General features: G+C 54.5%; 28 protein-coding genes. All 28 read right to left on the bottom strand.

Features of this window, described 5'->3' with window-relative positions; genetic code table 11:
- Window positions 1-52: 52 nt before the first annotated feature.
- The gene (locus ABGB15_RS22125; RefSeq protein WP_369064381.1) at window positions 53-853 is read right to left on the bottom strand and encodes a hypothetical protein; all 801 of its coding nucleotides are present in this window, start codon (window positions 851-853) and stop codon (window positions 53-55) included.
- Between the two features lie 36 nt (window positions 854-889).
- Complete coding sequence (locus ABGB15_RS22130) at window positions 890-1,366, bottom strand: hypothetical protein (RefSeq protein ID WP_320722964.1); 477 nt, start codon at window positions 1,364-1,366, stop codon at window positions 890-892.
- Between the two features lie 13 nt (window positions 1,367-1,379).
- A complete protein-coding gene (gene traG, locus ABGB15_RS22135) occupies window positions 1,380-4,202 on the bottom strand; it encodes a conjugal transfer mating-pair stabilization protein TraG (RefSeq protein ID WP_369064382.1) in 2,823 nt (940 codons plus the stop codon).
- Window positions 4,202-5,572, bottom strand: coding sequence for a conjugal transfer pilus assembly protein TraH (gene traH, locus ABGB15_RS22140; protein WP_016247527.1), 1,371 nt, complete (start codon window positions 5,570-5,572; stop codon window positions 4,202-4,204). Before traH ends, traG begins: the two co-directional genes overlap by 1 nt.
- A complete protein-coding gene (locus ABGB15_RS22145) occupies window positions 5,559-5,987 on the bottom strand; it encodes a conjugal transfer protein TrbF (protein WP_369064383.1) in 429 nt (142 codons plus the stop codon). Before ABGB15_RS22145 ends, traH begins: the two co-directional genes overlap by 14 nt.
- On the bottom strand, window positions 5,980-6,534 hold the full coding sequence (trbB, locus tag ABGB15_RS22150; RefSeq protein WP_369064384.1) for a type-F conjugative transfer system pilin assembly thiol-disulfide isomerase TrbB: 555 nt from the start codon (window positions 6,532-6,534) through the stop codon (window positions 5,980-5,982). Before trbB ends, ABGB15_RS22145 begins: the two co-directional genes overlap by 8 nt.
- A complete protein-coding gene (gene traQ, locus ABGB15_RS22155; RefSeq protein ID WP_369064385.1) occupies window positions 6,524-6,772 on the bottom strand; it encodes a type-F conjugative transfer system pilin chaperone TraQ in 249 nt (82 codons plus the stop codon). The genes trbB and traQ overlap by 11 nt, the downstream gene beginning before the upstream one ends.
- Before the next feature lie 16 nt (window positions 6,773-6,788).
- Window positions 6,789-7,532, bottom strand: coding sequence for a type-F conjugative transfer system pilin assembly protein TraF (traF, locus tag ABGB15_RS22160; protein WP_060446849.1), 744 nt, complete (start codon window positions 7,530-7,532; stop codon window positions 6,789-6,791).
- 36 nt (window positions 7,533-7,568) lie between these two features.
- Window positions 7,569-7,757 (bottom strand): conjugal transfer protein TrbE, encoded by a 189-nt coding sequence (gene trbE / locus ABGB15_RS22165; RefSeq protein ID WP_025759809.1) that lies wholly within the window; start codon window positions 7,755-7,757, stop codon window positions 7,569-7,571.
- Window positions 7,758-7,788: 31 nt separating this feature from the next.
- A complete protein-coding gene (traN, locus tag ABGB15_RS22170; protein WP_060446833.1) occupies window positions 7,789-9,669 on the bottom strand; it encodes a type-F conjugative transfer system mating-pair stabilization protein TraN in 1,881 nt (626 codons plus the stop codon).
- Window positions 9,666-10,295, bottom strand: a complete 630-nt coding sequence (trbC, locus tag ABGB15_RS22175) for a type-F conjugative transfer system pilin assembly protein TrbC (protein WP_369064386.1) — start codon at window positions 10,293-10,295, stop codon at window positions 9,666-9,668. Before trbC ends, traN begins: the two co-directional genes overlap by 4 nt.
- A gap of 16 nt (window positions 10,296-10,311) precedes the next feature.
- Complete coding sequence (traU, locus tag ABGB15_RS22180; RefSeq protein ID WP_369064396.1) at window positions 10,312-11,298, bottom strand: conjugal transfer pilus assembly protein TraU; 987 nt, start codon at window positions 11,296-11,298, stop codon at window positions 10,312-10,314.
- 2 nt (window positions 11,299-11,300) lie between these two features.
- Window positions 11,301-11,948 carry a type-F conjugative transfer system protein TraW gene (gene traW / locus ABGB15_RS22185; protein ID WP_060446831.1) on the bottom strand — a complete coding sequence of 216 codons (648 nt, stop codon included), beginning with the start codon at window positions 11,946-11,948 and terminating at the stop codon, window positions 11,301-11,303.
- Window positions 11,948-12,295, bottom strand: a complete 348-nt coding sequence (gene trbI, locus ABGB15_RS22190; RefSeq protein ID WP_172689103.1) for a type-F conjugative transfer system protein TrbI — start codon at window positions 12,293-12,295, stop codon at window positions 11,948-11,950. The genes traW and trbI overlap by 1 nt, the downstream gene beginning before the upstream one ends.
- Window positions 12,292-14,928 (bottom strand): type IV secretion system protein TraC, encoded by a 2,637-nt coding sequence (gene traC, locus ABGB15_RS22195; protein WP_369064387.1) that lies wholly within the window; start codon window positions 14,926-14,928, stop codon window positions 12,292-12,294. Before traC ends, trbI begins: the two co-directional genes overlap by 4 nt.
- Window positions 14,915-15,574 carry a conjugal transfer protein TraP gene (locus ABGB15_RS22200; RefSeq protein ID WP_369064388.1) on the bottom strand — a complete coding sequence of 220 codons (660 nt, stop codon included), beginning with the start codon at window positions 15,572-15,574 and terminating at the stop codon, window positions 14,915-14,917. Before ABGB15_RS22200 ends, traC begins: the two co-directional genes overlap by 14 nt.
- Window positions 15,564-15,968: a hypothetical protein gene (locus tag ABGB15_RS22205; protein WP_369064389.1), complete on the bottom strand. Its 405-nt coding sequence runs from the start codon at window positions 15,966-15,968 to the stop codon at window positions 15,564-15,566. Before ABGB15_RS22205 ends, ABGB15_RS22200 begins: the two co-directional genes overlap by 11 nt.
- Window positions 15,952-16,137 (bottom strand): hypothetical protein, encoded by a 186-nt coding sequence (locus tag ABGB15_RS22210; RefSeq protein WP_369064390.1) that lies wholly within the window; start codon window positions 16,135-16,137, stop codon window positions 15,952-15,954. The genes ABGB15_RS22205 and ABGB15_RS22210 overlap by 17 nt, the downstream gene beginning before the upstream one ends.
- A gap of 3 nt (window positions 16,138-16,140) precedes the next feature.
- Window positions 16,141-16,365, bottom strand: coding sequence for a TraR/DksA C4-type zinc finger protein (locus ABGB15_RS22215; RefSeq protein WP_025759820.1), 225 nt, complete (start codon window positions 16,363-16,365; stop codon window positions 16,141-16,143).
- Between the two features lie 119 nt (window positions 16,366-16,484).
- Window positions 16,485-17,024 (bottom strand): type IV conjugative transfer system lipoprotein TraV, encoded by a 540-nt coding sequence (gene traV / locus ABGB15_RS22220; RefSeq protein WP_369064391.1) that lies wholly within the window; start codon window positions 17,022-17,024, stop codon window positions 16,485-16,487.
- A gap of 21 nt (window positions 17,025-17,045) precedes the next feature.
- Window positions 17,046-18,440, bottom strand: a complete 1,395-nt coding sequence (traB, locus tag ABGB15_RS22225) for an F-type conjugal transfer pilus assembly protein TraB (protein ID WP_369064392.1) — start codon at window positions 18,438-18,440, stop codon at window positions 17,046-17,048.
- Entirely contained in the window at window positions 18,427-19,170 is a 744-nt protein-coding gene (gene traK / locus ABGB15_RS22230) for a type-F conjugative transfer system secretin TraK (RefSeq protein WP_045911930.1), read from the bottom strand. The genes traB and traK overlap by 14 nt, the downstream gene beginning before the upstream one ends.
- Window positions 19,157-19,723 carry a type IV conjugative transfer system protein TraE gene (gene traE, locus ABGB15_RS22235; protein ID WP_025759824.1) on the bottom strand — a complete coding sequence of 189 codons (567 nt, stop codon included), beginning with the start codon at window positions 19,721-19,723 and terminating at the stop codon, window positions 19,157-19,159. Before traE ends, traK begins: the two co-directional genes overlap by 14 nt.
- Before the next feature lie 14 nt (window positions 19,724-19,737).
- Window positions 19,738-20,043, bottom strand: a complete 306-nt coding sequence (traL, locus tag ABGB15_RS22240) for a type IV conjugative transfer system protein TraL (RefSeq protein ID WP_045911931.1) — start codon at window positions 20,041-20,043, stop codon at window positions 19,738-19,740.
- Window positions 20,044-20,193: 150 nt separating this feature from the next.
- The gene (gene traA, locus ABGB15_RS22245; RefSeq protein ID WP_045379450.1) at window positions 20,194-20,544 is read right to left on the bottom strand and encodes a type IV conjugative transfer system pilin TraA; all 351 of its coding nucleotides are present in this window, start codon (window positions 20,542-20,544) and stop codon (window positions 20,194-20,196) included.
- A 57-nt stretch (window positions 20,545-20,601) separates the two neighbouring features.
- Window positions 20,602-20,826, bottom strand: coding sequence for a TraY domain-containing protein (locus tag ABGB15_RS22250; RefSeq protein ID WP_008324165.1), 225 nt, complete (start codon window positions 20,824-20,826; stop codon window positions 20,602-20,604).
- Window positions 20,827-20,912: 86 nt separating this feature from the next.
- A complete protein-coding gene (locus tag ABGB15_RS22255) occupies window positions 20,913-21,602 on the bottom strand; it encodes a hypothetical protein (RefSeq protein WP_063132066.1) in 690 nt (229 codons plus the stop codon).
- Window positions 21,603-21,790: 188 nt separating this feature from the next.
- On the bottom strand, window positions 21,791-22,065 hold a 275-nt coding region (traM, locus tag ABGB15_RS22260), incomplete at its 5' end, for a conjugal transfer relaxosome DNA-binding protein TraM (protein WP_369064393.1).

Here is a 22,065-nt window from a genome sequence, read left to right on the forward strand (position 1 = left end):
ATAAGAAACAGCCCGAACATGCGGGCTTAGTTATTAAAGAGGTGTTATAAACTCAATTGCAATAACGCCACCCTTTAGGGCTTGACCAGATTATGTTATTCACATTGGTTATATCGTTAACTACAAACCCATCACCACCGTGCCAAACCAACCGCAACTGTAGTTTATTTTTCTCTTTTTTCTCCACGTATGCTTTGTAGTATGCAACCCCAGGATATTGATGAGGTTTTGCCTCGTAATCCTCTCGACATATCAAATCGCCAATACTGACAGCAACTTCAGCATTCATCGCTATATATTTTTTTTGCTTTTCATTTATCTCATTAGCCAAATCAATTTTCTTTTCTATATCAGTCTGTTGCTGGACTCGCTCGCTAATATATCCAAGTCTCTCCGCTGAACTCAACCATTGCTGTTTCGCCTGAGGACTAGGTGGCTCTACTGTAGAGAAAACACTATATCCAAGCCCTATTTTAGTTAACGAGGTATCAGGGCTATAATTCACATGAAACAATGGCATTTTATTCACTACACACCATGTTCCTCCCTGTACCATTTCCCCTTGTTTAGCAACACAATATCTATCTATCGACTCTTCAATCGAGGCTACATAGCAACGTAGGTTTTTCCCGCCCAATTGATAGTTTAAGCCATCTGAATTTATGAATTTCCGTCCTTGAGACGAGAAAGTTGTGCCTATACAGTTCGATTTTTCAAAAGTTTCACTTAAATAACTTGCCACATCCGAATATCCTTTCGGATCTATATACTCAACATCCCTGATACTGCTACACCCTGAGAGGGTAAAAAGAGCCAACAACGTTCCTACTTTCATTCCTTTTTGTTGAACCATAACAACCTCCATGGAATCAGGTAATGAGTCAATTCATTAATGGTAATGACTATCTACTCTTATGGAACTCCCATAAGCGTTACCAGAAGAGTCAACAACTCCGCACATCGGTAAACCAGTGGCAGGATTTGAACGCATAGGCTCAGAACAATCAGTATCGGACTGGCCTATGTATGCTCCATCAAAGGTAAATTGTTCCTTGAGTGACTTAGCTCCTACTGTAACACCACCAATTGTACATACTCTCAAGACAGTAAGACCTATAAAAATCAGCATTGAGATCAACGGTGAAAACAGAGCAGGAAAAGAGCATAATAGATAGATCAAAGATGAAACATCCCTACTATCACCTTCTTTCCTTCTAGAAAGATGATGATTGATGTAAGTAAAAATCGTCTGCCATAAAAATAGTACGACCAGCATAAAGAACGTAGAGGCAGCATCCCAGCCTGAAAACCAGCATGCAATGTATTGGACAGACAACACCCACAGGACACGCATAACTTCTTTCATTTCCACCCCCTATCTATTTCTTCTGATTATTCTCCAACTCTCTTGCTTTTGCCAGAAGTTCTTCTGGACTGTCCGCTCCTGGAATTGATTTTTGGGCAGATTTCTCATTATTATACATATTATCCTGCTTTTGATTTTGAGACCTATGATTACTTTCCAGTTCAGAATATTGATTATTAATTACTGTGGATGCATTCTGAATATCACTCTGTTCTCCTGAAATACTATTACGAGTTTGATCCAGCATTCCATCAACATTTCCCTTAACATTGTCTTTTATACCCGACTCGCTGGTCGCTTTCTCAACAGTTGCTTTATGTGTCGCAAAGTCCGACATTACATCCTGCCTACCACCGCCAGCAGAAATATTTGTCATTCCCTGACCCAACGTGCTTTTTGCATCAGAATAGGCATTATCTACCTCTGGTTGAACCTGCTCCTTAACAAATGACCAAGCCATCTCTCGCCGCTGCGCAGCTACTTCGGGTGAACTAGTGTTGGTAAGTATCATGTCAGCATCCTGCGGGGAGTTTTTGCGTACATATTGTGCAAACTGCTGGTTAAGATCTTCATTAACTTGACCACTCATAGTTTCTGTTCGTGACGCCATTTCTGCATACTCATGGCTACGAGCTTGACTGGTTGTATACTGGTCGTAACTTTGTTTAGCAGAATTCAGAGCTATGGAAAGTTGGTCAGCACGGGAAGTTGCATTATTATCAGTGTGGCTACCAGACTCAGTGAGTTTACGGCTGGTGAAATAATCACTTGCCTCTTTGAAGTCTTTGGTAGCTCTGGCATCCACATCATGACGAGCATCTTGGCTGGATCGGGAGCTACTGGATGCCTGATGCGAATCTAGATCTTCACCATCAACACCGACCCTCGCACCAGCTTTAAAGTTGATACCGCCACCGGTACCGAACGCCTTGATACCAATGCCTCCATTGGCGTTAACGTCACCATAAAGGCCAGTGGAAGCGCGAGTACTACGAGAAGCCAATTCTTGAGTCGCTTGCTCGTTACTAATGTTGTGTCCCTTCGCATAGCTTTCCACCGCGCTACGCATCCGGCTGGCCATCATAGAATCCTGAGCACTCATGGTACTGTCCGCACCATTAGTCATAGAATCACTGCTACCACGGTTTGAACCAAACTGGCTGAGCGTATTCCATGCACTGCTTAAGCTACTACTATAACCATGCAACGCACTTTCCGATTGAGCCTGCGCTTCACGTGCCATTGCTTGTTGAGCGGACGCGATCTGACGAGAAAAGTTAATATTTAGCGGTGTTTTGCTAGCAGCCTGTGTAGAATCAGTCACCGTACTACCATCACGCATCTGTGTTGAGGTTGCACCATTAGCCAGTTGCTGACTCATCTGACCAAACATCGTTGAGCTGTTAGTGTTCCAGTTAAAACCACTCACATTTTCTGTCTGCATATTGGCATAAGAATAGTTACCATCAACAGCACCAGAGGCAGCAGTGGCTGCAGGGCTGATAGCGGAAGAGGCCAGATGGCTGTAGAGATTTGAGAACCCCGCCCCCAGTCCCTTCAGCATTCCCCATGCAAGCGGTGGGATTAGCATGGACAGATAGCCTGCCGTGGTAGCGAGGTCTGAGTATTTTATCTGCACCTGTGACAACTCCGAGAGAACCACTGGCGAACCGTTAGCCTTCGCATAGAAGGTCATGCAGCTGTTGAGGATGGCGTAAAGCAGTGGCCAGCTCTGCACCCACATGATAGCCAGCACGTACCCCTTCAGCACATTAAGGGTGACGGCGTTAAACATCCCGCCCAGCACCATCAGGGGGAATATTCCGATGGTCAGACCGACAATCAACGTCTGAGACATAGGAAGTGAGCGTAATGCCACCTGGCCGACCGTCGCATGCGCCAGCCGCTGCTTCTCCATCGATGACGTAGTGGCGATATTCAGCAGGCTTGAGGTATCACCGTTGCGGGCGGCGTAGCTCATAATACCGTTTCGCAGCGCGTTCATCGTCACATTCTGACGGACAATCGACGCGGCGCTCTGACCGGCCCCATAGAAATAGTTATAGCTGTCCCCGATCATCTGGCTGAACAAAATGTCGGGATTCGGACGTCCGCCAAAAAGCTGACGCACGTAGTAACTCCAGGTTTTTCCTCCGGTCTGAGTATCCAGGGCAAGTTTTGGCTTAATTACCGCAGCGGCTTCTTCACAGGTTAAAAACTGATTATTGTTGTTGAATATCCCTCTCAGCGGACTCGGCTTTGAGAAAATCAGCGTGTACGGGTCTGCGCTGTTCATCAGCTCTTCCATGGTATATTTTCCATTCAGGAAAATATCGCCCATCACGCAGTTCTGCACATAGTCCGTGAATATCGTCGTTATCTCTGGGTTCTGTGATAAAAAGTCCGTACTGCGTGAAACCAGATTCGCCCCAAATATCATGCCGGTTTTGCTGTAGGTGATGCTGTCGGGCTGTGAAAAGACCATTTCATACCCCTGAACAAGGGCATAGCCGATTTTGGTGGTCAGGGATGCAGGCAGTGCCAGCCCGACGGGCACGTTATCGACTTTATAGACCTTTGTCTGATTACTGATATCGATTATTTGTACGGAGGTGCGAACACTGACCAGCAGCGACATCAGCACAATGACGCCTGCCCAGCCCAGCATATCCATAATGTTGTGGCGTCGTATCCACGAAATGGCCACAACCAGCACAGAGAAAGCCGTCGCAATACGCCGAATAACAACCCAGTTCTCCGTCGACATGAACGTGACGATCGCATTCAACGTCTGCGTCAGCCAGTCGCCGCCCGCGATGACATAGATTTCCTGCATCAGCGCGCCCCCCCGAAGTGATAGTTGTTCTGGTAGCGCTGCAGCATGCGTGCCGAGACCTGCTGGCGCATGTAGCTCATCTGGCGGTCAACAACCAGAAGCGCATCTTGCTGTACCTGCACCTGTGCCTGGAAGGAGGCTATCTGCCGCGTGGCTTCATTGAGGTTATTATTGATGCTGTCGATAACCGCCTGGTCATAGTTTCCCGTTGCCACCATTGCACGGGCCTGCTGGACCAGCTCCTGGATGTACTGGAGAAGAATGTCGTAGCCGATGTAATCGGTTAGCTGATAAACGAGGCTGTTAGAAACCCCCAGCATCTGAGGATCAACCAGGTACTTGAAGACCGGGATGGTAGTACTTGTGATAAATCCCTTCTCTTTCTCGGTTAACTTTAGATCGGCAACGGCTTTATTCTGAATGCTGGAAAGGATGTCTTTTATCTGATTTTTCAGTGCATTTTTCTGGCTGATCGTGACATTAGCATCGGCAACCACCTTCAGACATTTATCGCTGTCATTACAGTGATACACCCGTGCAGTCCCCCCCTCCATCATGGCCCGAATAAGGTCGCGATCGGTCGTTCTTGCCGGAAGCGGGGTTATATTACCCTTCTCATCAAAGACCATTGTTCCGGTCAGGGTCATGATGAACTCCTTAAGCTCTTTATTCCCGTCAAACATGCGGTTCTTTCCGAGCGCATTCCAGATGACATTGATATTCTTCGTTATGCGCTCTTTATCCTTATCACTGGCCTTATCACGGACCTTATCCATGCTTCCCCCCACGGTGCAGCCCTGCCGGGATGCCGCCCAGTCTGCAAACATGTTGCTCTCGCCGGCAATGTCCTGGCAGACCTTCTGCTGGGAGACCTGGGTGCGCGGAAACAGACCGCCGACAATCCCCTGCGCCGCCTGGCAGGAGCTGAGGTTCATGCTGTTAATGTCGCTGGCCATCTTCTGCAGGAAGTCTTTTGCGGTCTTGATTTCCGGTACCGTGGTCTGCAGCGCCAGATCGAAGAAGTATCCGGCCGCATTGGACATAATCTGCTTGGCGAAACGCTGCAGCTGATCGCTGTTAATAAAGCTGAAGGAGCCCAGATAGGCATCGATGCCGCCGCAGCCGGCGTTGATGTCGGGCAACGTCATGGAGATAAGCTGGACGGTTTTCACCTGCGTGCGCGCGTAGAGTGAGCCGCCCGTGGCGTAGCCCGCGGCCTGGCCCTGCCAGACCTGTGGCTGGCTGGTGTTGGACGCAAAGCCCAGCTTATTAAAGAAGGTGTTCATGTCACTGTTCACGTCGGCACTCACGCTCGCTGAACACGCAAGAAGGAGACCACACAGTATGGAGAGAGGTTTACGGACGAACATCGGCACCCTCCCTACTCGCCTGCAGGGCGAGTTTTCCCATTTTTCGTTTTAGTATGAACATTTGCCCTTTCGTATAAAGCGAGTTCAGGATTGCATAAACGCCACCTGCAACGGCAAGCCCGCCGCTCAGCGCGATAAATATCAGTGGAATGGCGTACATCAACACGTTCCACAAATCTTTCAGCTGCAGGTGACCGTCCCTGAGCCAGTCGCCGACGCAGGCATCGAAAACGTATGTCATAAAGACGCGCGACAGCACGCCGGCAATGAGCAATATGCCCGCCCACTCAGCATAAACGCCGAACCGTGCGTCATCTTTCCGTGCCCTGAGCGCGATTAACTCTGGCGTCGTAGCTCTCTGAAGCATTCCGGAAGTCATCATGTCGTGTTCCTCTGCATTGTTCTGATCAGCCATTGTTACCCACTCCGCGCATCTGAAGGACCGTATCCATGCGGGCCATAAAGCCCTGTTCGTCGGTCGCGCCCTGCAGCAGGGGCAGGGCTTCAAGGGTGTTTACGTTGACGAGAAAGGTGGTTGGCGTGGCCACGGGCAGGTTAGGGAAAAAGGTTTTCATTACCTCCGGCGGCGCGGGCAGCGCATCGGGAAAGGACGCATCCCCCTGACCGTCGATGGTGTAGGCCATCACCCCAAACCCCACCCGTGCCGACAGCGACTTCAGGACCGGATCAAACTGGTGGCAGTACGGGCAGTGTCCCTGCATAAACAGCACGACCTTCCAGTCGGCCAGATTGACCTGGCGCCCGTTGCTTAGGCGGTACCAGACCGGCTGCTTCGCCGGAAGTGGCTTAGCTTCAGGGTCTTCCGGGGATGTAGGCAGAGATCCCGACGCTCGCGCCCCCTGTGGATGCCATAACGATTTGATCTCGTCCATCGTGGAAGCCTGTGTGGCCAGACTGAGGGTCATGAGCGCCACGGTAAACGCGGTATGTCTAAGGTTCATGTCGGCATCCTCCGGCATCACGGGCCTCTTCGGCCTCACGGGCGGCATCTATCCAGCGGTTGATGATGCGGTATCCCCCCCAGAGCGCCATCGAGACGCCGATTATCTGCGCCAGAAGAATGGCCATCTCCGGCTCGCGCCGGACCAGGCGGGAAACAATGTGAAACCATATCCCGAGGCTCAGCACCCATAATCCGGGCACGTCGAACTCAGGCAGGCGAAAACGGAATTTGCGCATGCGAACTCTCCCTGTATTAAAAGTTGGGGGCAAAATCTGTGGAAACGTTGAGGAACTGCTTCGCCAGGTCATCCTGGCTGATAAAGCCATACGAGACGGGTTTGACCGTCCCGCTTTTAGGGTCGGCCAGCATCAGCGCCGGGAAGTAACGAATACCCAGCCGGCTGGCCTGTCCACCGTCCATTCGGGTATCCGGCAGGAGTGGATTCACGATACCGTCCACGGAGACCGGAATGACGCTGAGGTGATACGTCTCGCGGAAGTTTTTAATGACCTGAACCAGCTGGCCGTCGATCGGGTCCTGTCCGCGGTAGAAGAACATCACGCCATAGTGCTGAGCCAGCGTTTCAATGGCGCGGCGCTGGTCGGCAAAGTCCGCCGCCAGCTGGTTGCGCACGGTACCGTTGTAGTGGCTGTGCTGCAGGTTGTAGTCCAGTTCGGGGTGCTCGAGCATGGCTTTTTTGGCGCTCATCGAGAACAGCCCGGCCTGCTGCGTCCAGTAGTTCTGCAGGCGGAAGTAGCGGGTAAAGTTCTCCACGCCCGGATACAGAATGGCCTCGTACATGGCGCGCTTCGTGGCCTGCTGAAGCGTGGCAAGCTTCTCCATGATGTCCGGCGAGGCCTGCTGAGGCTGTGCTGAAGAGGATTTGTCGTCCTCCGGCATTCTGTGCGATTCGTTGTACCACTGCCAGCCGGCATCTTTTCCTGTGGCGGAAAAAACGCTGCCAAGAAGCAGCAGCGCTAACGCTGTCTTTCTCATTTTCACTGGAACCTTCCTTATCCCGAAGCAGGTCGGTTATCGTTTGAAAAGCGGGTTTAACAGCCACGCCAGCAGAACTCCCGCCACGAAAAGCGCAACCATCAGCGCCATAAAAAACACATCGATGCGCGATGTTTCATCAACGATATTCCCGCACCAGTAAAGCACCGGTGAGGCGACAATCAGGCTGATGATAAGGCGTCCAGTAAATCCTTTAATTTTCATGATGGAGAGTCCTGAGTGAGTAATGAGTGGCTTACTGTTTGTTCTTCAGCTGCGCGGCGATTTCCTCGCGGACGCGCTTCGTCAGGGTGTCGTTATCCGGGATTTTCTTGTTCTTTTGCAGATCGTCGAAAAAGTTCGAGAAGTCGAGCGCTTCAAAATTAATTTGCTGCAGTTCGGTCTGGGTGATGCCGCGACAGTCCGGGCTGCTGGCCTTGCCAAAGCCGATGTGAAGCTGACCGTTACGTCCCTGCTGCTGCACTATCTGGGCAAGCTTTGAGTCAAACTGACAGTAGCTGCGCTTTTTCTCGAGACAGACGCCGAGCACTTTTTTTGAACAGAACTCACCGATACTGACCGTGAGCTTATTCTCTTTGGCCTTGCCCAGCGCTTTCTCCTCGCTGCTGCACCTGGCAAGCCCGACGTCCTGGCCCCAGCCGCCGTCTTTACAGCAGTTGCTGAATCCTGCCGCAAACTTCTTGCAGAACTTCGCGCTGCCGGTAAAGGCGCGCACGTTAACGCTGTTAATGGCGGCCACGTCCTTGCCCGCAGCGGCCAGCGCGGCGAGTGCCGAAACGACAGGTGCAAAATCGTTGTTTTTACCGTTCTGCGCCCGCTCACAGTCACCATCAAGACAGAAGGTGTCGCCGCCGCATATCATCACCTGACCGGAAGTACGCGTTTCACAGGAGTACGTCGCGTATTCATGCAGGCAGCCGCTGCCGTCTTCTGCCGTGAAGGCGCAGGTGCGTGAGGCAAGCGTACAGGCCGGATTGTCCATGTAGGTTTTGCAGGTGCCATTGTCAGCAGCCTGGGTCATATACGTGTCTTTGTACTTCCAGCAAGCCTGCGTGACCGGGTATGACACCCCGTCAACCACCACCGTTTTTGTGCTCCCCGGCTCAATACATTCGGTCTTTTTGAGCGTACCTTCGCTCTTGCTGAACGGGCAGGATTCGTTCCAGACCACGTCCGGCACCCATTTTTTGTCCGTCACCTGCATGGTCAGGGTGGCGGTCATCCAGGCCTGCGTACCGCCCTGCATCCAGGACAGCGTCTTCTGAGCATATTCCCGACAGCGGGATTGTTTACCGCTCAGGCAGTTTTTGTTGAGCATAGCCCCCTGTGGAGAGTACTGTCCTGCGGTCAGCGCAGCCCCCGCGGCACCGGGCAGCGCCCATCCGTTATCCCTTTTAGCCACAGAATCCGCATTTACGCCCCACCACGAGAAGCCGTAGTACATATTTTTGTCATTAAAATGGACGGCAACCGACGCGCTCAGCACGGTACCGGTTGCAGGCGCTCGGAAGCTGAAGTTCACCGTCTTGTTGCCGTCGTATGTATAGGTAAAGTCGCTGTTGGGCACCGTGTAGGTGCGCGTCACCGTGGTGTTTTCGTAGTGGCCGGTAATGCTGGCCGTGCGCGTACAGGCCTGCTCAACCAGCAGGTCGCGCTCACAGGTATAGTTGGTGAACTCGCTGCGGCTGATGTTCTGCGCTTCGCACTGCGTCTGCCCCGTTTTGCCGATGATGGTATCGGCGCGGGACTGGACATCCTGGCTGGCCTTAATAAACGGCGCGTCGGGTGAAATGGGCTCCTTCGGGTTGTTAACAAACGAGTCGGTGACGGCCTTTGTGGCCTCATTAGTAGTCCAGCCCGTGGTACCGTCCGCTTTCAGCGCACCATCACCGGTCGCCGTCACGCCGCCATAGTACTTCTTCTCACCGGGCGAGGCGGTATAGTTGGGGATAGACGCTGAGGGGTTAAAGTTTTTCAGGCTGCTCTCCCCCTGCCCCTGTACCTGACGGGCAAAATCAGCCCCCGCTCTGTACTGCGCGTCAGCATCGGCAAATGCATTTACGCCCGCCATCGTGGTGGCAATGGCCAGCACCGGCATCAGTATTGCTCTTTTCATCGGGCCTCTCCTTTACTAAGCAGCTGTTGCGCCTCATCCCTGCACTCGCCCTTCTCCACCACCTTTTCCAGCGCCTGCTTCAGATGAAGATTGCCGCGAATCACGTCGTGGCCCGCCTCGCAGTACACCACCAGGGACGGCACGCTGGTGATCCCGTACTCACGAAAGCGGGTGGGATCGATGGCAACACCGCTGGCTGAACCGTCCTGAACAAGCGCCATCACGGCGGTTGCCGTCGTTTTCATGTCGTTGTTGACCATGCCCCGCAGGGTGGCGGGAATGTCGTAGCGGCGCGCCTCGGTCAGCATGCGCTTAAGCCCCGCCTGCGGGATGGCAAAAGAGACGAAATAGAGCGCGCCGTGCGTCGGTTTATCCTGCAGGTCCTCGCGCTGGCGCTGTTTCAGCTCCCCGATAAAACGGGCGTCGTCTGCTGAAAGAGGGTTCTGGCGCACCTGCTGCTCCAGAATCTGGCGCAGCGGCGCGTTGTCCTGCCCCCTCAGCTGCTGGCTGAAAGACTCCTGCTGACGAATAAACTCGCGGTTCGCCTCATCAGCTCCTGACGCCAGCGCAGTGCAACAGTATGCTGACAGCAGCAGCGCCGCCGTCAGACTGGACAGAGTTTTCATGGAAGTTTCCTTTTTCTCAGAGGAAGACGCAGTTGCGCTTGCGCCAGAGCAGATAGCCGTAGTTTTTCTTCGTATTCGGCGGGTTACGCCCCGTTTCCCAGCGCATGACCGTTCGGCCGAAGGGATGGCACTGCGCCACGTCCGGATACATATTCACCATCTGATAGCGCCAGCGCGTTTTGGGAATAATGGGTGACGGATACTCGAAGCAGACCTTTTTATCCTCCCCGATGCTCTCCATTATCTGCCCCTGACGGTGCAGCTTGAACGCCATGCGCTCGCTGACCAGAACGGAAGACTGCAGGGGGCTGGACTCATTGCTCACCCAGCCGTTAAAGGGATACATTGACCCCTGCGATCCGGCGCACCAGAACAGCGCGTCAACCGACGTTTTTGCTGCACTGGCCACCGCGTCGGCCGCACATGCGCCCTGCGCGATGGGGTTGGCAAAAATGACCGCCTCCGGATTCAGAATGGAGGTCAGGGCGCTGTCCCCCCATGTCGGGTCGATTTCAGACAGGTATCCGATATCCAGATCGCCGCCCTGCAGGCACCCGAGGGAGGTGATGATGTTGAGCCAGTACGTCAGCGGATATTTGTACCAGTGGACGTGGTAGAACGCGCCGTTCACCTGTTTTTCATCCTTTTTTGCGGTGCCCATCCCCATTTTCCCCAGGTTAATGGTGAATCCACCGAGGTTCACCATGCAGCCTGGAGAACGCGCCACATCGGTCATGGCCATGGGCTCCCAGTACCCTATTGCCAGGCCGATGCGCTGAAATACCGGGGGCGGCATTGGACAAAACTGTATCGGGCTCCCGGGATTGGACGTGTCCGGTAAATCTCCGCCCGTGACTTTTGTGCTGCCGAGCGACAGGGGAAACATGCAGCGCCAGCAGATATCGGTGATCGGATTGACGAAACGCCCTTCGCAGGCGGCGTCCGCCGAAGCCACGGGGCTGTTGCCCCACAGAAGCAGCCCGAACAGACACGCAGTCAGCATTTTCACCGGGCACCTCCTGCGTCATACTGCTCCATATCGGGCGGAATAATTTCCACCTGAAGGCGCTTCCCGCTGGGTGCCGCCGTTACCCGTGCCGGCACCTGGCTTATGCCGAACCGGGCGGTCAGCACCCCGTTCTGGTCGAAGAAAATGCGGCTGTCGAGCTTCTCCGACGTCTGCGGAATGTTGCCCTGAACCAGAATGATGCGGGTGATCAGGGTGTCAGGCTTCTGTCGCTGTACCCACGCGAGCTGCTCCGCATCGTCGCCGTTGATAAACAGCAGGGTTTCGTTAAACGGCACCACATCAAGCGGATTAAAGACCTGCCCGGCCTGAGCAAACACGTTGCCCCTGTCGTCGGCAAGCGCCTTGTCCACCCGCACGCTCGGATCAAACCAGCGCCGCTCGTAGCGCACCGCGCGGGTTATTCCCTCAACGGCAGGCGGGCGCTGGCTGTTGCGCACCACGCGCGCCTTAAACTCCGCCATCTTTTTGTCCATCTCGCCGGACTGCGCCAGCGTCTGCAGCCGGCTTTCGATAACGGTCAGCATATCCGGCTCCGCCACCGGCCAGAGATCGCCCCACGTCCCGAGGTCAGCGGCCGTCACGCTGCCGGTCAGCAGCGTCAGGCCCAGGGCAAGGGCGCGCATCACGCCCCCTCCTTCATCCGGCGGGCCACGTCAGTCTGGATTTCACGCGTGATATCCGGCGCCCCCTGCACCACGGCAGGTGCGACAAGGATGAGGGCACGATGGCGGATCTGCCAGTCCCGGAGGCTGGCCTCCAGTGACGCGTTAAAGCGGTCTGAGAGTGCTTTTGTCTGCGCCTCGTCAAGCGAACGGCGACCGGCGCTGTCAAAGAAGGCATCCACCGTGGATTTCATGTTGAAGGCCACAACCACAGGACGGTTAAGCTGGCAGACCAGCCAGCTGACGCCTGCGCTCGCAGCCAGCATGCCGGCAATCAGCGCGGCGTTAATGAGTACGTGTTTTTTCATGAGATGGTCTTCCCTTCATGCTCGTGAAGCCAGCGCTCCAGCGCGGCCATTTCCGGCCCGGATTTTTTCCACGCCAGCTCCCAGACGGCTTCGTGAATACTCAGCCCCTCCCGGCGTCGCTGCTGCAGAAACTCAAAGTCCGGACCGTCCGAGGAGTACATTGCCCGGCTGAGCGGATCGACGAACAGGCGGTGCCAGGACGTCAGGTGCTCAACCGACAGCATAAAGCTGCTGAACCAGTTGTCCTTCGCGCTGCCAAAACCCTTAATCATGTCGCGCTGCAGCTGCGAATACTGGTCCGGGTACAGCTGGTTGTACTTGGCGAACTCTTTGGCGGACTGCTTGAGGATAATTTTGTAGGACGAGTTACCCCATGCCGCGCGGGCGGCGCTGGAGGCCGTTTCCGAGTCAAAATCGACGATGTTCTGTGTAATGGTGATGTACGAACCGGTATGGCGACGGGCGGTACGGTAGCCCTTCTCGATAAACGCCCCGACCTTGTTATTTTTGAAGTCCAGCAGGCGCCAGCCTTCGTCTATCACGTTGAGCTTCTTCAGGCTGCGCGGCGTGCGGTACATGCGGTTCTCAATGTAGAGAATGAGCGAGAACATCACCGCCACCAGAAGGGACGGCCTGTCCTCCAGTCCGCCGAGCTCAAGCACCACCATCCGGGCTTCGTCCTTCAGGGACGGTTCGTCGGAGTTAAAGTAACTGCCGTACACCCCGTCGCGGGTGTACTGGGTCAGCAACACCACCATCTCATCGAGGCGGCTGCGGATGGTTGGCGATCCGCTGTACTCCTCGCTGTCGCGGGCCATCATCAGGTAGTCCACCACGTCGTCAATGCGCGCCTGGTTTTTCTTCGTAAGCCAGGTGGCCTTCACCGCCTTGAGCAGCAGACCTTCGTGCACCTCGTCCAGGTTGCCGTTGGGGCTGGCCATCACGGACAGCTGGTCCCGCAGGCGTTCGGCCATCTCATCGATGGTATCGTCGGTGACGTTAGCGAACGGGTTAAACTTCAGCGTCTCGCCGTCGAGGTAGACCCCGCCCATGTTCTCGCAAAGTGACTTGTAGCCGTCGCCCATGTCGAACACCACGGCGAAGCCGCCGGAGTCGATGACGCTGCGTATCAGGGGCTGGATAAGCCCGGTTTTCCCCGCGCCGGAGGTGCCGCACACCGCCATATTGAAGTTGGTGTTACCCATGCCGCGGCTGAACAGGTCGATAAACGCCAGCTGGTTGCGGTAGGTCGGTGCCAGCAGGCCGGAAGTGGCCAGCGGGCTGTCCGCCACCACCGGCATCAGATTGGCGACATTAAAGCTTTCGGCGCGCTGCAGCACGCCGGACTCGCGCAGCTGCTTAAAGAGGCCGCCGCCCGCCATAAACGGCAGATTCACGAGAAAATTGCGCATATGGTTAAAGCGCGGGGAAATCAGCTCGAAGCCATTTTTGCGAAAGCTGTTCAGCACGTCCTGCTCGACCTTCAGCGCAGTTTCCTGGTCATCGCGGCAGAAGAGGGTCACGTTCAGAAAATAGCTCACCAGCGAGGACTGCCCGGACGACAGGCGCTGGCGCAGATCGCCCCACTCTTTTGCCTCCTGCGCCACGCCCGGGAAGAACTTGGCATAGCTTGTCTTGGACTTCTTCTCAAGATCCATGAACTTCAGGTTGGCCTCGTTCTGCGCCTTTACCTGGTCTTCCACGCTGAGGACCAGCGTCAGGATAAACGGGCACGAAACGGACAGTTCCGGGTTGAGAAGGTTGCTGTAGTTGTCGGCCATATTCCAGAGGAAGGCCAGCTCCGGATTTTTGGTCAGCTGAAAGTTCATGATGCGCGCGGTGCTGTTGCGACCGTTACCGCGCAGCCCCAGCGTCATGTAGTCGGCCTTCACCTTCAGGTCAAAGGTATCGTCCACGCACTGGTAGTTCAGATCCTTGAGCGGGTCCAGTTCCCGTTCGGTGGGATACAGCGCATCCGGGTTATGGTTAATCATTTCGCCCGCAATGCGGATAAAGGCATCCGCGTCCACGCTGCGGGTGGCTATCTGCGCCCCCTGCAGTGAGGCGCGGATGATTTTGACCTGGTTTTCCATCTCCATCACGCTGGCCTTACTTCCGCGCTTGCGGGGGACGCAGCAGGAGATGTACACCCGGTAGTTACGCAGGGTCAGCGGCAGGTTGAGGTGATCGGGTAGCGGGAACCCTTCTTCTGCGGCCCTGAGATAGTAGGCGCGGGTGATGGCGTTGAACGTATCGGCCTTTTCCCCCGTCCATGAGAGCTCGCGCAGGCCATACTCGATATCCTGACCCACCAGATGGCTGGACACCAGGTGAACGGCCACCGGCACCTCGCGGGGCAGCTTTGTGCGCATCAGGTTTTCCAGCGACGACACGATAGTTTCGTTGGCGCCGTTGATGGGCTGCGCCTCCAGCATAAAGCCCATCGTCTTCTCGTTCATGAAGAGGCCGGTTTCCGCATCGTAGTCGCGGTACGGCAGCACACGGCTGAACTGCGGGAAGCGCATCTGCCCGAGGACATCGTTCGCCTCAGAGGACGCATCGGGCATCTTCAGCGCCGTCAGCAGCGAGTTGACCGTGCGGGTGACGGTATCCAGTGGATTACTCACGGTCATCCTCCTTTTTGGGGAATTTAGCGTTTTTGTCGTAAGTCACGCAGGACACAGGAGATGCATAAACATCGCATCCCTGGTGTTTTTCGGGCTGCTTTTTCATCGAAAAAATCGCCGGAACCCCCATCCCCCGCTCCGGACGGGATGAAGCACAGCGGATATACCCCTCGTCACTTGCAACTTTGACAAACACGTAGCGGGGGAAATATGGTCTGATCCCCAGAAACCAGGCCAGCCCTGCAAATATGATGGCCAGTACTGCCCATAATCCCGTAAACACCCGCAGGGAACCGTCAATATGCGCGGCATACCCTTTTGCATCGGTGACGACGCTGCCCCGGTCATGGCAGACGGCTGAGGGAGCGTCATGCGGCGTGAGGCCGGAGGACTTGTCCTGCGGGGCTGGAGGTATAAAGGGGTCTAAAGGTTCATCGCGGCAGGCCGCAATACGAAACTCGCCACTGCTGACGTTATGCGTGACGGCCATAATTTCCTGCGCCATCGCCTCTCCGGGCGTGGTGTTCTCCATCCACGAAAGCATGGCAACCAGCAGCATCAGCGTGGCGGCAGGCCAGACAATCAGATAGTGAAAAGCCCAGGCAAGCCATCGAAGGCAATACAGCAGGACGGACAGAAGCTTAAGCATCATTCCCGTCACCTCCGGGATTCAGCGGAAACCAGACGCTGCAGTTGTTTCTGATAGCCTCCGCCAGCCTCTCCCCGTCCTCTCCGCTGTACAGCGCTTTAATCCGGCTGACGTCAGACTTCGCCAGGAAAAACCGGGTCATCTGCTGTTTTGTTACGCTCATACCTGAGCCTGCTTTACCCAGGAACAGACAGTGCCCACGCTGGCGTTGCATTATGTGTTGAGAAATCCCAGCCTTCCCGTCGAGGGCGGGAGCGCTCTGCTGAGACGCTGAAAGCCAGAAGTCGCGCTCTGCGGCATTAACACAGATGACACGCATCCCCTGCGCCTCGCAGCAGGCCGTAATATCGTTAAGGTGACGGGTTTTCCCCGGACCAGCGTTATCCCTGGTTGTCATGATGTTCGTCTCCTGGTTTTTTGCCATCGTTCTGAATGTCTTTGCGCAGTTCACGCCAGTCGCGGAGTTGTCGTTCTGATAAAAAGATCCGCATAACATCAACGCTGATGGCTGTCTTACCGCTACCAGTTTTCCCCACGACCATCACATTGGTTTTTCTTCTTCCCATCGGTCACCTCAGATACTGTTTTTGTCGTATTTCAAAAGCCCGCTGGCATTCCGTACAGGTACGTACGCCCGGGATGGCCTGCTGCCGCCTGAGGGGGATGCGATTGCCACAGCATTCGCACCGTTTACGGCTTTTGCCCTCCAGGCAGGACCGCTGCCTCGCGGCCTGTATATGAAGCTGGTTCAGCAATTCGTCCTGCTCCTGCAGGAGATCGAGTTCGTCTGCCATCAACGCTCCCTGCTCACACTGTCCGGACACGCTACCGCCCATCCCTTTTCACGTTTCAGGGCACGCGTGATAACGACGGATTGTTAAAATGGGCGCCACACGCGGTGGCGGTTCAGGATTCAGTTAACGCGCGGGGTTCCCCACGCTGAGGGTTTCACAACAAAAAACACCCGCGTCGGCTGGTGATAAACGTCCTGCGTATCGATATAGGGCGCGATCCACAGCCCGGCCGTCTTTTCACCGACGCGAAGCGGCCTCGGGTCCACGATGGACTCGCGCCCTGGCGGCGGCGCAATAACCGGCGTGACCGTGGAGAGCGGCGCCCGTGAGGCTGAGTGCGGCTGCGGGCGGGGGAGAGTTGGCGCGCCCGTCAGCGGTGTATTTCTGGATGCGATGGCATGCACCGGTTCAGCCGCCAGCGTGAGGGGCTGCACGGACCGGGTCCGGAAATTACCCTCAGCCAGGCGCGGCAGCGATGTCGCACCCGACTTTACCGTGCTGGCCTCCTCCAGTCGTTTGGCTTTCTCATTGGCCTGCTCGATGGTCATGCAGGTGTCGGATGTCGTCGCGTTACACTCAAAATCGCTCGTTGTACCGGCACATCCCGACAGCGTCAGGAGACTGGCCAGCGTGAGCGCAACAGGCACTGTCTTGTTCATTTGCGGTTCCTTTACGTGGGGTTATTGTGAGTCGGCCTTCGGCATAAACTGGCTCTGGTTAAGCCTGCCCAGCTGGTTGAGCATCTGGTCGGTACTGAACCCGTTCATGCCGCCCTGCGGGACTGACGGCGGCGGAACCGGACTGCGTTCATCGCTCTCCGCTTTGCGTCTGTCATTATCGAGCGCCAGCTCTTCAATGGTTTTCAGCTGAAAACCGTCCTGAAAGACAACGGTCACTTCGTTACCCGCCCCAATCGGGATGACGGGGTGGTACTGCTCTGCGCGTTTGATGTAGTAGTCGCTGAGGGTCTGAGCGGCTTTGGAGGCACCTCCGCCAATCCCCATCTTCATCACGTCACCCGCGCCGAGGGATGCCGTGGCGCCGAGTCCGACCGAAGGCTGGGACGCGGTCTGCACGCCCTGACCGATGCCGTCAACAAAACCCGCGCCCCATGCCCAGCCGAGGATTTTGCCGTTTCGCATCACCACCTCACCCTTGATGCCGTTTTTACCCCGGAAGCTCACGTGTCCGGCAATGGGCTGGTCGATGGTGACGCCGTGCTTCAGGCAGCTGATGTTGCGGGTGCGTACGATGGCGCGCTCGCTGGACACGTCGCCCCAGGCCTCAAGCCCAATGAAGCAGCCGGTGAGGTCGTAGCTTTTGCTGTTGGGCATTTCCACCCTGCCGGTAATGCGCAGCTGCATCGGCACCGTGGACTCGTTACCGGTTACGGAGGCGTTGGCGTCAGCCCCCTCAATCAGCATCGATTTGGCAAAGCTGCCCGACGGGATGTACGGCAGGGACGGACCTTTGCTCTCGTCGCTGCGGGCAAAAGACTGCCGGCGCAGCTGGTTGGGTACGGGGATGGGCTGGTACTGTACCTGCGCCGGCGGCGTGACGCCGTTACCCGGATAGAACGCGGTCGGCGGCGGGACGGCCCCCGTCTGTGGCGGGAAACCGGCCGGCTGCGGCTCACCTTCAGGCCCCGGCGCAGGCACTGGCGGCTGCGGGGCCGGCTCACCCGATGCGGTGACGGGTTTTGCCCCCAGCGCGCTGACCTGAGCGGAAAGCGCCGCATTGTCCTGGTTAAGCTTGTCAATCTGGTGCTGGTAGCCTGCCTGCCCCTTGCTGAGCAGCTCAAGCTCGCGGCGCATTTCGGCATACTGCTTCTGCATTTCGGAGGCGGTAGCCTGCATCTCGGTCGTGGCATGCTGCTGCACCTTCTGGTCAAAGGTGCTGTCCACCACGCCGGTCATATCGGGCGCAGGCTCGCCGGCGGCTGCCGCATCGCTGCTGCCCTCGTAGCGTGCATCCGCCAGATACCAGCCGCCGCCGCCCACCACGCCCACGGTCGCCAGCACGATACCCAGCCAGATAAACTGCTTGCGCTTCACCACTGAATTAATGCTGGCCATCAGCCGCACCTCCGCTGCTGATAATGAAGACCTGCAGGGCGCCACCCGCCATCAGCTGACGCGAGGCTTCCCCGAATAGCACTCCGCGAATGCCGCTCTGCCAGAAGTCGCTTTCCGCGATGTTGCGGGCCATTCCGGTATTGTTGGTGACGCGATAGCGCACCACCTTAAGGTGATTGCCCACCCAGACGCGCTCCGGGACTGCTGATAGTCCGGCGGGAGCGTTGAGGGATTCATGTGTGACGGGAATGGCCTGCCAGCCGGACGGAAGCTGCCCGCCCAGCAGATGCTGGCTCAGGGAAACCAGCGTGGCCTCGTAGGGGGAGGACTCTTCCCAGGTGCGCGCCGCTTCGCCCGTACCGGATAGCTCGCTGACCAGCCGGATGGTTCGCCCCGCGCCCGCACGCGGCACAGCCTGTACCGAGAAGTTGAGGCCGCGTTCGGTTTCCAGAATAAACGTGAAAGGCTTCTTGTTGAGGGTGCTGACAATCACACCGCCGCTTGCCGTTTGTTCCTGGCGCGTCAGCTCACCGTCGAGGCTGGTCAGGGCCGTCACGCGGTCACCTGCGACCGTGAAAAGGTTCGGGTCGGTGTTGCTGACCGCGATGCTGGCCTGTCCGCCGTTCGTCAGTGGAACAATCGTGGCAGAGAGCGCAGCGGGTGCGGCGACCGTCTGACCGGAAGCGAGCATCAGCAACGCCAGCAGCGCACGGCGACTATTTTTGTTCATCGGTGATTTCTCCGAAGTGACTGAGCCAGCTGATGCCGTCCTCACGCTCGAACTTGAGAACGTACTGTTTCAGCTCGGGATACGGTTTCGAGTCGCCTATCCAGGTCTTCAGCTGGCCCCGCACGTCCACGCGGCTGCTTGCCGGATAAACCTTCACGCTGGTCATATAGAAAGACGAGTTAACGTTGTTGTCCTTAATGCGCTTCGCATCCTCAGCAAGCCGGATTTTCAGCTCGTTCTGCGCTGCGGGTTTGACATAGGCCAGCAGCTGCTCATGAGAGGCATCAACGGTTTCCGGGGTAACATTCAGGCGAAGGGCGATAAGCGACAGGGCCATCTGCTGCAGGTAGGAGGCATCCGCCTGGTTCTGCGACACGGCAAACGGCGCGTTGAAAAGCATTGGCGTGACGATAGACTTCTGCTCATTCTGAAGACGGTAGTTGTTGACGGCCTGAATAACATTGGTGGTGATACTTCCCAGAATAACCACCCCCATGGCAATAAAGCCGATGGCAATAACCCGCTGTGTACTTAATCGTGCTCCGTGTTCCATCTGATTATTCCTGTCTATTTAATCCACTGGCGGTAGCATGAGTCGGGTACATCATGAAAAATCCCCCTCAGCAGTGAGGTCGGCATATACCAGTAGACCAGGTCCCGCAGCCATGAACTGCCCCGCCCTTTCTTGAGCTTTTTAATTCCAAGATAGGCCAGTACGGCAGCGATAATTCCGGGAATATAATGCTGGGTCCAGAATCCCCACCCCAGGCAGATAATGGCCGGAATAAGTTCATCCACAGGAAGGCCAAACCAGCGGCTCTGATTCGTCAGGGTTTCGGGAAAGCGATATTTTTTGAGAGATTCATCTGCCATATATGTTCCGTCTCCGGTACAGCTGGCAGTATGGAAATACCTGCCAGCCGGATTACAGGCAAAGCCCTCCCGTGAATGCTCGTGAAGGGCATTCAGAATTAAACCGGAATTTAATAGTCGGAAGTGGCTCTGAACGGCTGTCGCTGGATATCAGTATCCTGCGACAGACATACCTACCGTGACGAATACGGACAGGATCGCAAAGCCCGCCAGGAACTTGAGGTTCTTGGTCGTCATATACATCACGGCCCCTACCAGGACTTCTGCAAGAATAACCCACTTAACCACGCTGGAATCTTTACCAAATGTACCTTTAACGGTTGCATCGCCGCTGGACATCAGATCTTTACCCGCAGTCGAGGCCAGAACCGTTTCAGGGAAAAACGCAGCAAGGGCTGCGACAGGCAGGGCAAACTTCAGCGCTTTGAGTAACGCGACTTTGCTGAATTTTTTCTTTGCAGAGGTCGCGGGTACAGCGTTAATAACAGACACATCAGTCATATTCATTAATCCTTTAATTACACCGGATAGATTTGTTGAAATAAAAATCCTAAAAAACTAGTTTTGTGACTTGGGTTCAAGATTGTTTGGGATCACCTCCGCCATTTCAGAGTTATAGAAATCAGGGAATTTTTCCAGGTGGTCACGTAACCGAATCAGCGCTTCAGCTGATTTAGAACGACCACTTCTGTCCTTCGCCTTCAAAATAAGAAGATCGGTTTGTGGGTCAAGGTAGATCGACATAGTTACCGTTGGGCCACGAAGCCTGTGACGTCTAATCATGTTTTCCCTCTCAACATATTCCTGCGTCAGGATAGTGACACATTGAATACAATTTATTCAATACGCGAAAAATTCCACTATATTTTTTACATAAATTTAACATTCAAAACTTTAAGGACAACCATTCTCACCTTTCTGTATACGTCCATTCTCATGCAGTAGAATCTGAAGTCATCATAATCAGTAAAATATTTTGCAAGTTCATTCTTCACACTAGAAAGTCTGCTTGAAATTGCTTTTTCAGAAACACCTAAATATTGCGCCATTGTATGAAGTTGAAAGCCAAGAATTGAAAAACACAACGTAATCATTTTCTTATTTGTCAACCCCGAAAGGAAAATATCAAAATCAAAGTCATCATTTTTTATCCTATTCGAAGTATTGAATAAAGCTTGATAATCCGGGAAGTAATTAATAAACCAGAAAGCATATAATTCTTTATTTAGAATGCGAATTTCAACACGTAACTGGTAAAACTCACCATTCAAATTAAAAGTTCTACAAATAGCTGTGTCCGGCCCCATAACAAAGGCCTCTAACTCAATTGTCGACAAATCAAGCTCAACTTCATCAGGATCAAAACTGACACCTGAAAAACACTTAGATAATGGGTGGAAGAAATCTAAATATGCATCGTTTTTATATATGGTGTTTCTGGATTGATCTCGAATGCAAAAAGGCAAAGGCGAGCACTTATAAAGCGCATCAAAACGCTTCACAATATCATCTAATGATTGACTTGGTTCGGAGAGATCTCTAGGATCGCGCGGGTGCATTGAAGCCTCCTCTGAAGGTTTCTGTGTATAGTCGGTACACCCGGGGGTCTAGCCCGGTGTACCGGCGACCCACCAAATTGAATGGCGGGCATCAAATTTTACTTATGTCTGCATAAAATATATCAATTACTGACGACAAAGTCACTCAAAAACAGCAGATCTAAATCCTATTTATCAAACATTTTCAGCTAATTATCTTGAGACTCTTCCTCCTGTGGGAAGAATTTTTCAACAATCTGTTGCACATCTTCACGTATACACGTAACCATATCCCTGAAATCAAATTTTTCATTTCCTGCGAGATGTGGACTCAGCGACTCCATCGCCAGCAGCTTGCTGACAATAAATTGAGTTTTCATTACATTTTCAAGGATAGTTTTATTATAGAGCGCCTGATTAAAGGAAGACTCTTTTCTTTCCATTTGCGCTTCATAGACCCGAAGACCAAGTTCGACCAGCATTG

This window comes from Enterobacter sp. MALB-1, from assembly GCF_041021625.1.
Lineage (GTDB): Bacteria > Pseudomonadota > Gammaproteobacteria > Enterobacterales > Enterobacteriaceae > Enterobacter > Enterobacter oligotrophicus.

What these genes read in the sequence shown, in the direction of transcription:
- ABGB15_RS22125 (WP_369064381.1), bottom strand. Translation starts at nt 853, where the DNA reads ATGGTTCAACAAAAAGGAATGAAAGTAGGAACGTTGTTGGCTCTTTTT.
- ABGB15_RS22130 (WP_320722964.1), bottom strand. Translation starts at nt 1,366, where the DNA reads ATGAAAGAAGTTATGCGTGTCCTGTGGGTGTTGTCTGTCCAATACATT.
- traG (WP_369064382.1), bottom strand. Translation starts at nt 4,202, where the DNA reads ATGCAGGAAATCTATGTCATCGCGGGCGGCGACTGGCTGACGCAGACG.
- traH (WP_016247527.1), bottom strand. Translation starts at nt 5,572, where the DNA reads ATGTTCGTCCGTAAACCTCTCTCCATACTGTGTGGTCTCCTTCTTGCG.
- ABGB15_RS22145 (WP_369064383.1), bottom strand. Translation starts at nt 5,987, where the DNA reads ATGGCTGATCAGAACAATGCAGAGGAACACGACATGATGACTTCCGGA.
- trbB (WP_369064384.1), bottom strand. Translation starts at nt 6,534, where the DNA reads ATGAACCTTAGACATACCGCGTTTACCGTGGCGCTCATGACCCTCAGT.
- traQ (WP_369064385.1), bottom strand. Translation starts at nt 6,772, where the DNA reads ATGCGCAAATTCCGTTTTCGCCTGCCTGAGTTCGACGTGCCCGGATTA.
- traF (WP_060446849.1), bottom strand. Translation starts at nt 7,532, where the DNA reads ATGAGAAAGACAGCGTTAGCGCTGCTGCTTCTTGGCAGCGTTTTTTCC.
- trbE (WP_025759809.1), bottom strand. Translation starts at nt 7,757, where the DNA reads ATGAAAATTAAAGGATTTACTGGACGCCTTATCATCAGCCTGATTGTC.
- traN (WP_060446833.1), bottom strand. Translation starts at nt 9,669, where the DNA reads ATGAAAAGAGCAATACTGATGCCGGTGCTGGCCATTGCCACCACGATG.
- trbC (WP_369064386.1), bottom strand. Translation starts at nt 10,295, where the DNA reads ATGAAAACTCTGTCCAGTCTGACGGCGGCGCTGCTGCTGTCAGCATAC.
- traU (WP_369064396.1), bottom strand. Translation starts at nt 11,298, where the DNA reads ATGCTGACTGCGTGTCTGTTCGGGCTGCTTCTGTGGGGCAACAGCCCC.
- traW (WP_060446831.1), bottom strand. Translation starts at nt 11,948, where the DNA reads ATGCGCGCCCTTGCCCTGGGCCTGACGCTGCTGACCGGCAGCGTGACG.
- trbI (WP_172689103.1), bottom strand. Translation starts at nt 12,295, where the DNA reads ATGAAAAAACACGTACTCATTAACGCCGCGCTGATTGCCGGCATGCTG.
- traC (WP_369064387.1), bottom strand. Translation starts at nt 14,928, where the DNA reads ATGACCGTGAGTAATCCACTGGATACCGTCACCCGCACGGTCAACTCG.
- ABGB15_RS22200 (WP_369064388.1), bottom strand. Translation starts at nt 15,574, where the DNA reads ATGATGCTTAAGCTTCTGTCCGTCCTGCTGTATTGCCTTCGATGGCTT.
- ABGB15_RS22205 (WP_369064389.1), bottom strand. Translation starts at nt 15,968, where the DNA reads ATGACAACCAGGGATAACGCTGGTCCGGGGAAAACCCGTCACCTTAAC.
- ABGB15_RS22210 (WP_369064390.1), bottom strand. Translation starts at nt 16,137, where the DNA reads ATGGGAAGAAGAAAAACCAATGTGATGGTCGTGGGGAAAACTGGTAGC.
- ABGB15_RS22215 (WP_025759820.1), bottom strand. Translation starts at nt 16,365, where the DNA reads ATGGCAGACGAACTCGATCTCCTGCAGGAGCAGGACGAATTGCTGAAC.
- traV (WP_369064391.1), bottom strand. Translation starts at nt 17,024, where the DNA reads ATGAACAAGACAGTGCCTGTTGCGCTCACGCTGGCCAGTCTCCTGACG.
- traB (WP_369064392.1), bottom strand. Translation starts at nt 18,440, where the DNA reads ATGGCCAGCATTAATTCAGTGGTGAAGCGCAAGCAGTTTATCTGGCTG.
- traK (WP_045911930.1), bottom strand. Translation starts at nt 19,170, where the DNA reads ATGAACAAAAATAGTCGCCGTGCGCTGCTGGCGTTGCTGATGCTCGCT.
- traE (WP_025759824.1), bottom strand. Translation starts at nt 19,723, where the DNA reads ATGGAACACGGAGCACGATTAAGTACACAGCGGGTTATTGCCATCGGC.
- traL (WP_045911931.1), bottom strand. Translation starts at nt 20,043, where the DNA reads ATGGCAGATGAATCTCTCAAAAAATATCGCTTTCCCGAAACCCTGACG.
- traA (WP_045379450.1), bottom strand. Translation starts at nt 20,544, where the DNA reads ATGACTGATGTGTCTGTTATTAACGCTGTACCCGCGACCTCTGCAAAG.
- ABGB15_RS22250 (WP_008324165.1), bottom strand. Translation starts at nt 20,826, where the DNA reads ATGATTAGACGTCACAGGCTTCGTGGCCCAACGGTAACTATGTCGATC.
- ABGB15_RS22255 (WP_063132066.1), bottom strand. Translation starts at nt 21,602, where the DNA reads ATGCACCCGCGCGATCCTAGAGATCTCTCCGAACCAAGTCAATCATTA.